This window comes from Pantoea sp. B65 (assembly GCF_047308185.1).
GTDB lineage: Bacteria > Pseudomonadota > Gammaproteobacteria > Enterobacterales > Enterobacteriaceae > Erwinia.
This window is the reverse complement of sequence record NZ_JAHXPU010000041.1, coordinates 151,002-165,309: the sequence shown is the minus strand read 5'-3', so window position 1 is coordinate 165,309 and position 14,308 is coordinate 151,002. Positions and strand designations below refer to the sequence as shown.

General features: G+C 52.5%; 14 protein-coding genes. 4 read left to right on the top strand and 10 right to left on the bottom strand.

The window, feature by feature from the left end; genetic code table 11:
- Positions 1-180: 180 nt before the first annotated feature.
- Both fabA and JWF83_RS21120 read right to left on the bottom strand, forming a co-directional pair.
- Positions 181-699 (bottom strand): bifunctional 3-hydroxydecanoyl-ACP dehydratase/trans-2-decenoyl-ACP isomerase, encoded by a 519-nt coding sequence (gene fabA / locus JWF83_RS21125; protein ID WP_413652408.1) that lies wholly within the window; start codon positions 697-699, stop codon positions 181-183.
- A gap of 68 nt (positions 700-767) precedes the next feature.
- A complete protein-coding gene (locus JWF83_RS21120; RefSeq protein ID WP_413652407.1) occupies positions 768-2,522 on the bottom strand; it encodes an AAA family ATPase in 1,755 nt (584 codons plus the stop codon).
- A 185-nt stretch (positions 2,523-2,707) separates the two neighbouring features.
- Between JWF83_RS21120 and matP the strand changes: the two genes are divergently transcribed.
- Positions 2,708-3,166 (top strand): macrodomain Ter protein MatP, encoded by a 459-nt coding sequence (matP, locus tag JWF83_RS21115; RefSeq protein WP_413652487.1) that lies wholly within the window; start codon positions 2,708-2,710, stop codon positions 3,164-3,166.
- Positions 3,167-3,234: 68 nt separating this feature from the next.
- On the opposite strand, the gene ompA is transcribed toward matP, so the two are convergent.
- The gene (ompA, locus tag JWF83_RS21110; protein WP_413652406.1) at positions 3,235-4,305 is read right to left on the bottom strand and encodes a porin OmpA; all 1,071 of its coding nucleotides are present in this window, start codon (positions 4,303-4,305) and stop codon (positions 3,235-3,237) included.
- A gap of 349 nt (positions 4,306-4,654) precedes the next feature.
- Positions 4,655-5,161 carry an SOS-induced cell division inhibitor SulA gene (sulA, locus tag JWF83_RS21105; protein ID WP_413652404.1) on the bottom strand — a complete coding sequence of 169 codons (507 nt, stop codon included), beginning with the start codon at positions 5,159-5,161 and terminating at the stop codon, positions 4,655-4,657.
- A gap of 213 nt (positions 5,162-5,374) precedes the next feature.
- On the opposite strand from sulA, the gene JWF83_RS21100 reads away from it, so the two are divergent.
- A complete protein-coding gene (locus JWF83_RS21100) occupies positions 5,375-5,986 on the top strand; it encodes a TfoX/Sxy family DNA transformation protein (RefSeq protein ID WP_413652402.1) in 612 nt (203 codons plus the stop codon).
- A 7-nt stretch (positions 5,987-5,993) separates the two neighbouring features.
- On the opposite strand, the gene yccS is transcribed toward JWF83_RS21100, so the two are convergent.
- Together yccS and JWF83_RS21090 are read right to left on the bottom strand one after the other, a co-directional pair.
- A complete protein-coding gene (yccS, locus tag JWF83_RS21095; protein WP_413652401.1) occupies positions 5,994-8,132 on the bottom strand; it encodes a YccS family putative transporter in 2,139 nt (712 codons plus the stop codon).
- A gap of 17 nt (positions 8,133-8,149) precedes the next feature.
- A complete protein-coding gene (locus JWF83_RS21090; RefSeq protein ID WP_413652399.1) occupies positions 8,150-8,596 on the bottom strand; it encodes a YccF domain-containing protein in 447 nt (148 codons plus the stop codon).
- 139 nt (positions 8,597-8,735) lie between these two features.
- Here JWF83_RS21090 and helD point away from each other — a divergent pair, with 139 nt between their 5' ends.
- Complete coding sequence (gene helD / locus JWF83_RS21085; RefSeq protein ID WP_413652398.1) at positions 8,736-10,790, top strand: DNA helicase IV; 2,055 nt, start codon at positions 8,736-8,738, stop codon at positions 10,788-10,790.
- 36 nt (positions 10,791-10,826) lie between these two features.
- Here the strand turns inward: helD and JWF83_RS21080 are convergent, their stop codons facing one another.
- Entirely contained in the window at positions 10,827-11,285 is a 459-nt protein-coding gene (locus JWF83_RS21080) for a methylglyoxal synthase (protein ID WP_413652397.1), read from the bottom strand.
- A gap of 94 nt (positions 11,286-11,379) precedes the next feature.
- Positions 11,380-12,009, bottom strand: a complete 630-nt coding sequence (locus JWF83_RS21075) for a DUF2057 family protein (RefSeq protein ID WP_413652396.1) — start codon at positions 12,007-12,009, stop codon at positions 11,380-11,382.
- Positions 12,010-12,202: 193 nt separating this feature from the next.
- Between JWF83_RS21075 and JWF83_RS21070 the strand changes: the two genes are divergently transcribed.
- On the top strand, positions 12,203-12,619 hold the full coding sequence (locus JWF83_RS21070; protein ID WP_413652394.1) for a CoA-binding protein: 417 nt from the start codon (positions 12,203-12,205) through the stop codon (positions 12,617-12,619).
- Positions 12,620-12,648: 29 nt separating this feature from the next.
- Here the strand turns inward: JWF83_RS21070 and hspQ are convergent, their stop codons facing one another.
- Positions 12,649-12,966: a heat shock protein HspQ gene (hspQ, locus tag JWF83_RS21065; protein WP_413652392.1), complete on the bottom strand. Its 318-nt coding sequence runs from the start codon at positions 12,964-12,966 to the stop codon at positions 12,649-12,651.
- A gap of 61 nt (positions 12,967-13,027) precedes the next feature.
- Positions 13,028-14,218 carry a 23S rRNA (cytosine(1962)-C(5))-methyltransferase RlmI gene (gene rlmI, locus JWF83_RS21060; RefSeq protein ID WP_413652390.1) on the bottom strand — a complete coding sequence of 397 codons (1,191 nt, stop codon included), beginning with the start codon at positions 14,216-14,218 and terminating at the stop codon, positions 13,028-13,030.
- Between the last annotated feature and the right edge of the window lie 90 nt (positions 14,219-14,308).

The window sequence follows — 14,308 nt, the reverse complement described above, 5'->3', positions numbered from 1 at the left end:
TTTACAAAGGGTTAATTATTCAATTAAATCATATTATTAACAGTATAAGGTGATGAGGTTCAGGACGTGAAAAGGGAGAAAGGAAGGAGTGTAACCGGGGGGTGGCAAGCGATGGTACGAGAAACGCGGTAAGCGGAAAGGCCCTGATAGCATGTGTTATCAGGGCCTGGCAGGCTAAATTTAGAAAGCGGTGGTATCTTTAAACAGGCCGACTTTCAGGTCGGTAGCGTTATAAATAACATGACCATCTACCAACACTTCACCATCAGCTACACCCATCACCAGTTTGCGGTTGATCACGCGCTTAAAGTGAATGCGATAGGTCACTTTCTTCGCGGTCGGCAGAACCTGACCGGTGAATTTCACTTCGCCGACGCCCAGTGCGCGGCCTTTGCCTTCCGCACCCAGCCAGCCAAGGTAAAACCCTACCAGCTGCCACATAGCATCGAGGCCTAAGCAGCCAGGCATAACCGGATCACCGATAAAATGACAGCCGAAGAACCACAGGTCCGGATTGATATCCAGTTCCGCTTCAACGAAGCCTTTACCGTAGTTACCGCCGTCTTCTGTCATTTTAACGACGCGGTCCATCATCAACATATTACCGGCTGGCAATGGTGGGCCACCAGCGCCAAACAGTTCTCCGCGACCAGAAGCAATCAGGTCTTCTTTATTATAGGATTCGCGTTTATCTACCATGTTTTTAATAAGCCTTATTTTAGTGAATCACGAAGGTTAGCTAACAGGTGTAAGCTGAACAACTCCGATCAGCTGTGGTTAAACCAGTTAAGCCAACGCAACGGCCATGGACGCTGGCGCGCGTCCTGCAGGTGGATCTGTGCAATACGTTCCTGTATAGATCGTAGCAGACATGGGCCATTTTCCAGGTCCCACTCTACACCGGTCAGCAGTGGCAATGCTTCATCCGCGCTATTGACTGCCCAGATATGAAACTGGTCATCACGTACTGCATTCACCACATCCTGCTGCAAACACAGGTGGCGTACATTACTGGCTGGAATGATCACGCCCTGCTTACCGCTCAGATTGCGCTGGCGGCAAATTTCAAAAAATCCTTCAATCTTTTCGTTCAGTCCGCCAACCGGTTGCACATTACCAAACTGATCGACCGAGCCGGTAACGGCAATTTGCTGGTTAATCGGCTCACTGGCCAGCGCGCTGACTAATGCACACAGCTCAGCCAGCGATGCGCTGTCGCCATCGACTTCCGAATACGACTGCTCAAATACCAGCGACGCGGAGAAGGGCAGTTGCTGATCAAGTTGCAGCTCAGCAATCAGGTAGGCCTGCATAATCATCATACCTTTGGCATGAATGTTGCCGCCTAACTCTGCTTTGCGTTCAACGTCGGTAAATTCTCCGTCACCGGGATGTACTACGCAGCTGATGCGTGAAGGCTCGCCAAACGCGCGCGGATGACCCGGAAACTCAATGACTGACAGGCCGTTAATCTGACCGATGGCTTCGCCTTCGGTCTCGATCAAAATCTGATCGAGCAGGATCTCATCGCGAATACGTTCGGAAAGGTAACCTTCGCGCCATTCACGAGCTTCCAGTGCCGCCGTCAGACTTTCACCACTAATCTGCTGTTGCTCATCATCATACAGCGCGGCCTCGCGCAGCTGACGGCCAAGCCATGCCGGGCAGAGTGGCAGGGTTTCCTGATCGCCGGTATAGCGCACACTCTCACGCATTAGCACTGGCCAGAAATCAGCATTGATCGGGGGTAACCCTAATTCGGCGGCAAGCTGGCTGGTCCAGCGGCACCACAGGCTGATATCCTCTTCCTCAGCAATCTGCAGATTTTCTTCAAACTCGCTATAAATGCACAGCGAGGCCAGCTCGGGCTCCATCTCCTGGAAATCAGCCAGAGCATCGCGCTCGCCACTAAGCACCAGGCGAAATGACATCGGCATTGACGGGATAGATACCGGCAGCGGACGTGTCTCATCCGGTGAGAGCCAGTCAAAGCGCTGGCGCGTGATAATTTGCTTCAGACGCAGCCACATTAGTGGCTGAGCCAGCAGACCACGCAGCGACAGCACCAGGGTGCCGCCATTAATGCGGTGCAGCAGACCCGGTTCCAGCTGAATGTGGTGTTGATTCAGGCGAACGCAGCCAAAAAGTTGTTCCGGTTCAATCCAGTCGGCAAAGTGAATCTCACCGACAGTTGCAAATTGCTCATCGGCGCTGCTGGCCGGCTGCCAGCTGACCGTTTGCCCGCTGACAGTATACTGGCCGCCAAACACGCCCTCGCTTTCGACACTGAGGCTCTGCAGGGCGCTGGTCAGTAACGGCAGGTAGTCAGGGTTTTCCGCACATTTCACCAGCATCAAAGGGAAGGCTGCCGAAGATTGCTGCAGTAATCCTAACGCATTGATTAGACGAGGTTGTACTGCAGCCAGACTGTCAGTATCGTCATCAAATGACTGGGAGAAAAGGGGCTGTAAGCTGTCTGTATCGGGCTGTAGGGCGCGCCATTCTAATCGGTTACTGGTCAAAGTTATCGAATTTATCTGAATTGAGGAAAAGCGCGATTATACAAGATTTCAGCCGGTTAAGCACCGTAGAGATGCATTTTGCCCCTGGTCAGAATCTTATCAGCGCCAATCATCTGGTTTTCTCTGCCGCAAGCCAGAAAAAAGCTGTTATTCTTAGCTCGTTACGTGGTAACGATGAGATCCCGATGAAATATCAGCAACTCGAAAACCTTGAAAGCGGATGGAAATGGACCTACCTGGTGAAGAAGCACCGGGAGGGGGAGTTGATCACGCGCTATATCGAAATCAGCGCGGCGCAGGAAGCGGTGGACGCGTTACTGGCTATGGAGAACCGCCCGGTGGAAGTACTGAAGTGGATTGATGAACATATCAATCCGGCGCTGGAAAATCGTATGAAGCAGACGATCCGCGCCCGCCGTAAACGCCACTTTAATGCCGAGCATCAACACACCCGCAAGAAATCGATCGATCTGGAGTATCTGGTCTGGCAGCGCCTTGCTGGCCTCGCGCAGCGTCGTCATTGCACGCTGTCAGAAACTATTGTGCAGCTAATAGAAGATGCCGAGCGTAAAGAGAAGTACGCCAGCCAGATGTCTTCACTAAAGCAGGGACTGCAGGATATTCTGGGCAAACCCGAAGAGTAACTGCGCCATCTGCACTCTTTCAGGCAATAAAAAACCCCGCCATGGCGGGGTTTTTTTACGCGGTAAACTTAAGCCTGTGGCTGAGTTACAACGTCTTTGATACCTTTAACTTCAATTTCTACGCGACGATCTGGCGCCAGGCAGTCGATCTGGGCATTACGGCCTTTCACGCTGTCACAGGTGCTGCCAGTAACAGGGTTAGATTTACCCTGGCCACGTGCAGAGATTTTGTTCGCAGGGATACCTTTAGAAATCAGGTAATCCACTACAGACTGAGCGCGCTGCTCAGACAGTTTCTGGTTGTACTGCTCAGAACCGATACGGTCGGTATAACCCAGAACCACAACAGAGCCATCTTTAGGATCCATTGCGCTCAGCTGAGTGTACAGCTGGTTCAGAGCCTGCTGGCCTTCTGGTTTCAGCGTTGCTTTGTTGAAGTTGAACAGAACGTCAGACTTCAGAGTAAAACGTTTGGTTTCAACAACTGGAGCCGGTGCCGGGGCTGGAGCCGGAGCTGGTGCAGCCGCAACTTCGTCCTGACCGAAACGGTAAGACACACCCACGCTCAGCATGGCGTTGTCTGGACGCGCGCCAACAGTACTTGCGTCACCGATGTTGTTAACCCACTGATAGTCCAGGCGAGTTGCCCAGTTTTGAGTGAGTGCATATTCAACACCAACAGCAGCCAGCGGAGAAACGCCAGTGTCGTGATCGCTAATGCGAACACCATTGTTGTTCTGAGTTGAATCAGCACGCCATGCCATACCACCCAGACGGGTGTATACATCCAGGTCGTCCGCTACAGGATAGCTTAATTTAGCTGTCAGCTGAACGCCCTGAGCTTTGAAAGCGCCATTAACATTGTTGCCTTTATTAGGCATACGACCAAGCCAGTCATAACCCATCTCGAAACCGAGGTAAGGGTTAGCCTGATAGCCCCCGAATGCGCCAGCGCCAAGCTGACTTTCGTGGGTTGGGCCGTCGTTATCTGCATAACCGTTACCGTAGTAACCTTTGTCATGGTACTGAGACCAGCCCAGTTTAGCACCGGTATACCAGGTGTCATCTTTCGGAGCGGCCTGCGCTACGGTAGCGAAGCCAGCCAGTGCCACTGCAATTGCGATAGCTGTCTTTTTCATTTTTGCGCCTCGTTATCATCCAAATAGGCAATGAGCTTTAAATTAAGCCCTTGGTTAAATCCTTCGCCGGGTTATCAAGCTCGATTATTACTCTACCGAAAAACGGAGGTTATTGAGCACCCTGGCGAGATAAAGTCTACAACGTAACAGCAAACTTACAAGTAGGATGTGATGTGGCCCCGCAAAAAAACAGCGTTTCCTACACATTTTTTAACATTTAAAGGGGGATTCTGTGCGATAAAATATCGTGGGTGACGCGGCTAAACCATTGTCCAGCCGCGCCAGAGTAGAATCAGTGTCTTATCGGACTCAGGGTTAGTGAGAATCCTGAGAAAAATCTCATTTTTACTTAATGATACAAAGTAGAGTGAATTTTTAACCCAGTTTCTGGTCTGGCGGAAGAGGAAACGCGATATTGCGGTCGCATAATCAATCCCAACGCCTGGCCCATTGCTGCAGCTTCGTCCAGGCGACGACGGTCTTCACAATCAATTTCTTCTGGCAACCACCCTAAAACCACACTGTAATTTCCCGTCTGCAATGCTTTGATCATCGCATTAACGGTACTGATCTCTGTCGCCTGGGGGATTTGCATTACCTTATCCAACGGCAAGCCTGATTGCTGCAGCCAGCGACGGCTCAATTTTTGCGGCGGAGTTAACCAGAGTTGCCAGCGAGACTGCGTTCCCAACTGCTGAAGCAGGGGCAACAAGAGCATTTGTGTCATGCCCGGTTGATCTTCACTGTAGATCAGCTCACTAATCCAGCCGCCGGAGGCGGTGGTTGCCAAAGTGGCGTGCCGGGAAGGATGAATCACAGCATTAGCAGATTGAGTTTTCAGTAAATGAGTACGCATGTTTGTTCGCTCGCAGTGTTACTGTATGGATATACAGTAACTGCGTTGTGGATAAAGATCAACCTCAATTTCTGAAAACATCTCGCAGATTAAAATGAAAAACGGGTGTAATAGCATTTATTGATTGAACCTGTAACCTGAATTGAATATTTTCTAATATCATGTAAAAACACGTTTTTTTGGCCTCTGACAATCATGCTGAAGGAGATTTGCATGAATAATTCTAAACAAAGGATCGCGCAGTCAAAGCTCTGTCTGGCACCCTTGGGGAAAATTGATGCGCGCACACAGTTTGGCGGTTATAGCCTCGCCGTAGAGAAAATTGTCTTTGCGGTGGTGGCGGAAGGGGAGTTGTATCTGCGCGCCTGCGAACAGATTCAGCCCTATGTCGGCGCAGGGCGCATGCCGCGTCTGATCTTCCATAAGCGCGGCATGCCAGTGTCACTTAATTACTTTCGTGTCGATGAGGCTCTTTGGGCGCAGCCAGAAACGTTGCTGGCGTTATCACGTTCCGCCCTGCAATGCGCGCAGCAACAATCGCAGGAAAAAATGGAAAACCTGCGGGTAAAGGATCTGCCGAATATGGGGGTGCGGCTGGAAATGATGTTGCGTCAGGTTGGCATCTGTTCTGTACAGTCATTACGCGCCGAAGGCGCGAAGCGCAGCTGGCTAAAATTGAAAGCGCAGCATAAAAACCTCGGCATCAATACGCTGTTTGCCCTCGAAGGCGCGATCACCGGACGGCATCAGGCGGCGTTGCCCGATGCCGTGCAGCAGGAGTTGCGCGACTGGTTCAATCACGCCGTGAAGTCGTGTTACGAATAAAAACGACTCAGGGCGCATGGGAAATTTGCTTTTTCAGCGCGGCGAGCTCAGGCAAAAGAGCCACCAGTAGTCCCACTTGTTGTAAAACCAGTGGCTCTTTGGTTTCAGCTGCCGGCTCAATGGTTGCCATGCGCGCGGTAAGCTTATCCAGCATCTGTTTAGCCTGCTGCTCGCTGACGCTCTCCACCTGCAACACGTCATCGGCATAGCACACCGCGTCATCCAGCAATTGCAGCATTTCCGGGCTGGTAAGTTGTTCGCGGTGGGCACCCAGCGCAGAAATATAGCTCAGAAAGGAGTGGTTGAGGTAAAGCAGACGAAATGCTGATTCAAGTAACGCCGGGTTACGGTGCGACTCGGTCGCCATATTGGAGACCACCGATGCCAGTTCTGCGTCACTGTTATGCGCATCACGCCGCGCAATACGATAATCAAGACGGTTATCTTTACCCTGATGATACTGCACCAGAATAGCATCGAGATAACGGCAGTCGGCATTCAGCGTACGCTCTGTCACCGCCGGTAAACGACGGAATTTCCAGTCCGGCCAGATATAACTCACCGCAAGCCAGGCGATGCCACAGCCCAACAGTGTGTCGATAATCCGTGGCACCGCCACTTCAAATCCCTCGCCAAGCAAATTAAAGCAGAGCAGCACCAGTAAGGTGATAAACAGTGTGGCATGGGCATAGCGCACATTACGAAAAGCGAAGAACAGCACCCCGGTGAGAACGATCAGAATCAGCTGCCCGTCGGTGGAAGGAACCAGCCACAACACCGGTAATCCGACGGCGATCCCCGCCAGGGTGCCTAAGATACGCAGGGCCAGACGCCGGCGCGTAGCATTATAGTTCGGCTGGCAGACAAACAAACTGGTTAACAGGATCCAGTAACCATGCTGCAGACCGGTTAGCTGAATAAAAGCATAACCGACACACAGCACCAGCGACATCCTGACGGCATGGCGGAACAGGGCAGACTCCGGGGTAAGGTGACGGCTGATACGTAAGCGGATATCGCTCCAGCCGGTCAGACCTTCACTGGATAAGCTATTATCGTGATTAGCATGCGCCTGGGCGATAGCCTGTTCAGATTCAATGGTGGCCAGCTGGGCATCAATGGCTTTCAGATTACTCAGCAAATAGTACATCGCCTTGATCTTGTCCGATTGCGGCTGGGCCTCCTGCAGACGCGTCAGGGCGGCTTGCAGATGGACAAAAGCGCTCTCGAAGCGGGTATTATGCTGATAGGTCTCACGCATCAGAATTGAATTTGCCAGCTGCTGGCATGCTTTGGCCTGCATATTCAGCAGACGCTGAAAGCGAAACAGGATCTCGCTGTAGCAATATTCTTTACGTAACTGATGATACTGCACGTGCGACGAACTGGCGCGCTCATGAATATCCTGCGCGACAAAGTAGTAGTGTAAAGTGCGACGGGTACTGCGCTGGCCGCGATCGCCGCGTAAACGTGTCTGAATCGAGCTTTTGGTCTGGTTCAGTACCGCGACCAGCTGGCTATTTGCCATTGCCACATCGATTAACGGGCTGTCATCATTCTCACCGATATCGGGATCAAACAGATTCGCTTTGGCTTCGAGATAGTTTGCCAGCTGGTCGAAACTGCGCGCCAGGTTCTCCTGCAGCGGCCGGACAGGAAACAGCAGGTGGCCACTGAGGGTTAGCAGGTTGTACCAAATCGCCCCGGCCAGTAACAACAGCGGTTGCAGATACCATTGCGGAAACAGACCAATCCCCAGCATGGTGTAAATGGCGATCAGCAGCGCACCAAAAGCGATGGTGGCATAGCGTTGACCTAACGCCCCCAGCAGAATAAAGCCGCAGGTTGAGAGTGCCAGCCCGCCAATAAACAGCCACGGATAAGGAAACAGCAGCTCGATTGACACCGAGGCGATACAGAAGCATACCAGGGTGATCAGCAGATTACGCAGGCGACCACTAAGACGGTCATCAAGATCGGTCAGCGCCGCCGCCACTACGCCAAGCGTTAGCGGAATGGTCCAGATAATCTGATGCAGCCACCACGGGAGTGCCGCTGCGCCGGAGAGCGCCAGCAGAATGCGCAGGTTATACAGCCAGGCGCTGTTAAAGGCATAGCGACGCAGGCCAGGCTTAATGGCAAACATAGTCAGTTGTCCGCAGGTTAGTTAAAGCGGCTACGCGCATTGGCTTCGCGCGCGGCTTTTGCCACTTCAACCGATACCACACGGCGTCCTACCGGCCACAGTGCGATGGCGGCAATTTTAAAATTAGCGATGCCCACCGGGATGCCAATGATAGTGATGCACTGCGCAATACCGACCATAATATGGGAAATACACAGCCACCAGCCGAAAAAGATAAACCACAGGATATTGAGCAGGGTGCCGCCGGAGTTTAGCAGTACACTTTTATTCGCGGGGTTCAGTTCGTCCACATGCACCGCCTCATTGCCGTATGGCAGCAGCGACAGTTTGGTAATTTCCCAGCAGGAGCGGGTCAATGGCAGGGTAAAAATCAATATGATGCTAACCAGCGTCGCCAGCAACCAGGCCAGCGTGGTAAAGAAACCACCAAGAACAAAATTAAGAATATTGAGGACGGTACGCATAAAAGCTGTTCCCTTAATCAGTGCGCTGCATCAGCAATCAGACAATTCGTTGATTGTAACGTGTTTTAACGGTGGAGCGGTAAACTCCTGCCAGTTAAACTGATCAACGAACAATAAAACCGCGACATGGTCAATGTGCATGGAACTTAAATCAACGTCGCTGGGCAAACACCTGGCGCAACATCCTTACAACCGGGTGCGGCTGCTGACAGCAGGCGTGGAAGTCAGCGGTGAAAAACATGAGTATCTTATCCCTTTCAATCAGTTGCTGGCTATTCACTGCAAGCGCGGCATGGTATGGGGTGAGCTGGAGTTTAGTCTGCCAGATGACAAAGTGGTGCGTCTGCACGGCACCGAATGGCAGGAAACTCAGCGTTTCTGGCACTATCTGAACAAAGCCTGGCAGAGCTGGAGCGCCGAAATGAGCGAGGTTAGCGCTCAGGTATTGCAGGAGGTGGTCGATACACTGCAACGCTTTGAACAGCAGGACCGCTGGCTGAAGCGCAGTGAGCTAAATGAGCTGGCGGCTACCATCAATAAAGCTTTTGCGGCGTTGCCATTGCCGGTTGACCGTCTGAATGAGTTCGATAACTGCCGTGAGCGTTATCAGTTCTGCCTGCAGTGGTTACAGAGTGGCGAGAAACAGCTGATGCAGCGCAACGCTGAATGGGCCAGCCGGATGCTGACACAATATGCTGATTTCTTTAACAGCGTGGAGAGTTCGCCGCTGAATTCTTCGCAGGCGCGTGCGGTGGTTAACGGTGAAGATGCATTGCTGGTGTTGGCTGGCGCGGGGAGCGGAAAAACCTCGGTACTGGTGGCGCGTGCTGGCTGGTTACTGATGCGTAAACAGGCGACGCCACAGCAGATATTACTGTTGGCCTTTGGACGCCAGGCGGCAGAGGAGATGAACCACCGCATCAAAACGCGGTTGCAGAGTGACGGTATTCAGGCGCGCACCTTCCATTCGCTGGCCCTGCATATTATTCAGCAAGGCAGTAATAAATCACCGGCCATCAGTAAGCTGGAAACCGACAGTCGTCACCGTGAAAAGTTACTGATCGCCACCTGGCGACAGCAGTGCAGTGAGAAAAAAGCGCATGCCAATGGCTGGCGGCAGTGGCTGAATGATGAGCTGGAGTGGGAGCTGGAAGAGGGTGACTTCTGGAAAAACGACCGGCTGGCAAAACGGCTTGCCAGTCGTCTTGAACGCTGGCTGGGGTTAATGCGGATGCACGGTGGGGCCCAGGCGGCGATGATCGAGTCGGCGCCTGAAGAGGTGCGTGAGCTGTTCAGTAAGCGCGTGAAGCTGATGGCTCCGCTACTGAAAGCATGGAAAAGCGCGCTGAAAGAGGAAGGGGCAGTGGATTTTTCCGGCCTCATCCATCAGGCGGTCAATATCCTCGACAAAGGGCGTTTTATTAGCCCGTGGAAACATATTCTGGTCGATGAATTTCAGGATATTTCACCACAGCGCGCGATGTTGCTGACGGCGTTACGCCGGCAGAATAAGCAAACCACGCTGTTTGCGGTGGGAGATGACTGGCAGGCGATTTATCGCTTCAGCGGCGCTGAAATGACACTGACTACTGCCTTCCATCACCACTTTGGTGAAGGCGACAGCTGTGTGCTGGATACCACCTATCGCTTTAATGATCGGATTGGCGAAATCGCCAATCAGTTTGTGCAGCAGAACCCGCATCAGCTGGCAAAACCGCTGAACAGCCTGACGAAGGGGAATAAAAAATCCATTGCATTACTGGCGGAAGAGCAACTGGAGGCGTTGCTGAATAAAATCAGTGGTTATGCCACACCCGAGGAGCGGGTGCTGTTGCTGGCGCGTTATCACCATCTGCGTCCTGAAATGCTCGAAAAAGCCAAAACCCGCTGGCCTAAGCTGAAAATCGACTTTATGACGATTCATGCCAGCAAAGGACAGCAGGCGGAGTTTGTGATTATTCTTGGGCTACAGCAGGGGAAAGATGGTTTTCCGGCTGCGGCCCGCGAGTCGGTGATGGAGCAGGGGTTGTTGCCGCAGCCGGAGGATTTCCCCGATGCTGAAGAGCGACGCCTGGCGTATGTGGCGATCACCCGCGCGAAACAACAGGTATGGATGCTGTATGACCGTCAACAGCCATCGGTGTTTGTGGAGCAGTTTAAGCGGTTGGGGGTGCCGGTATTAGGTAAACCTTAAACGATCACAGGCCAGCGTGACGCTGGCCTGACGACATTACTGCAGACGTTCTTGCAGATAACGTTGATAATCCGGGATCTGGATTTCAACCGGCTGTGAGAACAGCGGCGAGTGGATAAGAAAATCGGCGGTAGAACGATTGGTTGCCACCGGAATATTCCAGACGGTGGCCAGTCGTAGCAGCGCTTTCACATCAGGATCGTGCGGCACCGCATTCAGCGGATCCCAGAAGAAAATCAACAGGTCAATTTTACCTTCCGCAATCAGCGCACCCACCTGCTGATCCCCGCCCATTGGACCGCTCAGCATCGCCTGGACTTCCAGCCCGGTCTCACGCTGAATTAAATTGCCGGTGGTACCGGTAGCAGAAAGCTTATGGTTACCCAGTATGGTTTTATGGGTATTCACCCACTGTAGCAGCGACGATTTACAGTGATCGTGCGCGACTAACGCAATATGTTTTGACTCGGGGATGGTACGGCTGGTTTGCTCCATTAATACATCCTGATTTTGCGTAGAGTAATGAAAATAAGGGCTTATGCCATAGTAAACAAACTGCACTGAGTTTACCGCTGCTGACGGTAAAACATCAACTTGCGCGCAGTGCCTTCATCCACAAAACCAGACGTTGACGGGTGGCCGAATCGACCTGGTGAAACCACAGATTGAGCAGGCGTTCCGCAGCGGTGTCACTGAGTGCCAGATCGGCAGGCGTTGACTGGTTAATGCTGGTGGTGGCCTGCGGTTGAGCAAACCGCGGTACCGAGGCCACCTGGCCGTTACGGTTATAGGCGATCATCGCTTTTTCCAGATCGTCATTATGACTGGTAATCAGGCGATCGCGTTTGCTGGCAATTTCATTACCCTGTTCATCAATCAGCTTAAAATCAGGTGAGGCATCGAAACTTTTTCTCTCGCTGCGTGTTTGTAACTCAGGCAGGTGGATAGTGACGGATTTTGCCTGCGCATTAAAAGTGGCAATCAACGGTACGGAGAGGTACAGGTGATGATGAGAGGTGGTTGTTTCGACGCGGAACAAAAATTGATGTTCGCCACGTTCCAGCTCAAGCCCCTCAGCCCCTTTCAGCAGTGAACCGGAGATTTTACGTCCATCCAGCACCAGCAGGTCGATTTCAGGTGCCAGCTTAAGCGTGGTCGCATGACAGGATGCAGCAACCAGCAGGGCAATTAAACCTGACAGCACCAGACGCAGTTTCATTGTTACTCCAGAAGATGCGCGAACGGCTTATCACGCAACGAATGTATCAAATTCTTACATTATGGCAGCATATTAACATTTGAACATATTTATTCGTGCTGTTAATCCATAAAAAGCTCAACGCCAGTTTATTCCTCTTCTTCTGACCACAGATAATCTAAAATGTTTGCATTCATCGCAACAGGAGTGGGATATGAACGATCAAACAATCGCTGATGTGCTGACCTCAACGAAGCGTATCGCGCTGGTAGGCGCCAGCGATAACCCGGCGCGCCCGAGCTATGGCGTGATGGCCTATCTGTTGTCACAGGGATATCAGGTAACACCTGTAAGCCCGAAACTGGCCGGGCAACAGCTGTTGGGTCAGCAGGTTTATGGTTCGCTGGCGGAAATCCCGCATTCGATCGATATGGTCGATGTGTTTCGCAACTCTGAGGCGGCCTGGGGCATAGCGCAGGAAGCGATTGCTATTGGCGCTAAAGCTCTGTGGCTGCAGATTGGCGTAATCAATGAGCAGGCGGCAGTGCTGGCCGGTGAGTCAGGGCTGCAAGTGGTGATGGATCGCTGTCCGAAAATTGAAATTCCACGCTTAGGTCTGGAAAAGGCCTGACAAAAAACCCCGCGCTGGCGGGGTTCTGTTTAATGGCGCAGGCGCGGCGCTTGCAGCTGTTGACGAATAGATGCCGCCAGCGCATCAAGGGAGGGCTGCTCGGGATGCTCCCCCGGCGTTTCCCAGGATAACTGCGACTCAGCCAGATAGGTATGAATCGGTTGTCCGTTATCATCTTCCATTATTACGTGATACCAGGGAGCGGCGCGCAGCTCGGCGCTTTCTGCCACCTCGTCAATCACTGGCTCCGCTAATGAGTATTCCGGATCGACATCAACCACTACTCCCAGGTACCCCAACAGCCTGTGGCGGACCTGCTGGCCGATACCAAATTTACTGGCAATCATAGTGACCTCCTGAGAAACATTGCCCTGACACCGATATGGGGACAGGGACCTTGTTTTCAAGTCACAGCACGCGGCAGGCAAAGCCCTTCAGATACATACCTTCAGGATAACTGGCGATCACCGGATGATCCGCCGCCTGGCGGAACTGCTCTATAAATTGTACATCACGGTGCGCATCAAGGGCGGCGTCAGCGATGATTTTTTGAAATAAATCAGTTGGCATTAAACCTGAGCAGGAAAACGTCAGCAACATGCCCCCCGGATTGAGTAGCTGCATCGCCAGCATATTAATATCTTTGTAACCGCGGCAGGCACCGGCCAGCTGATTCTTGTTTTCAACGAACTTCGGCGGATCCATTACGATCAGATCGAATTTCTCGCCGCTATCGCGATAGGTACGCAGCAATTTAAATACGTCATCACGTAAGAACTGTGCTTTGCTGACGTCCAGGCCATTGAGTTCGACATTCTGTTTCGCGATGTCGAGCGCACTCTGCGAGGTATCGACACTGATCACTTCGCGGCAGCCACCCATCAGAGCGGAAACGGCAAAACCGCCGGTGTAAGAGAAACAGTTAAGCACCCGGCGATCCTGAGCATAACGCCGGGTTGCCAGACGACTGTCGCGTTGATCGAGGTAATAGCCGGTTTTATGGCCGGTCTGGATATCCACCAGCAGCTTCATACCATGTTCGGTAATCGCCAGTAGCGGCGGTGGCAGTTCACCTAATACCACCCCTTGCGTCAGTTCCAGCCCCTCTTTTTTCCGCACGGCGACATCTGAGCGATCGTAAATAGCACAATCCGGATAGCAGTGCGTCAGAGCTGAAATCAGCGCGGCGCGCTGATACTCGGCGCCGGCAGACAGTAGCTGCAATACCAGGAAGTTGCCAAAGCGGTCGATGGTCACCCCCGGCATGCCGTCTGATTCACCGGCAATCAGTCGGTAACTATCGAGATCATCGCGTCGGGCCAGCCAGTCACGCAGTAGTTGGGCCGCCTGCAGACGACGGACAAAGAAATCGATATCGACAGACTCGTCTGGTTGCCAGCTCCAGACGCGTGCGCGAATTTGTGACTGCGGTGACCAGGCGGCACGTGCCAGCCATTTACCCTGGCTGTCACAGACATCAATGGTTTCGCCACTGGAGGCTTTACCTTCCAGGCGCGCAACCGCACCGGAGAACACCCATGGATGACGACGTAACAGGGACTTTTCACGGCCCTTAGCGAGAATCAGACGAACGCTCATATTTTGCGATGTTTACCTGCAGAAAATTTGCCGTCATTGTCCGGTGCTGGCCGCAAAATTGCAATTCCAAATGACACTGGCGCGATGCCA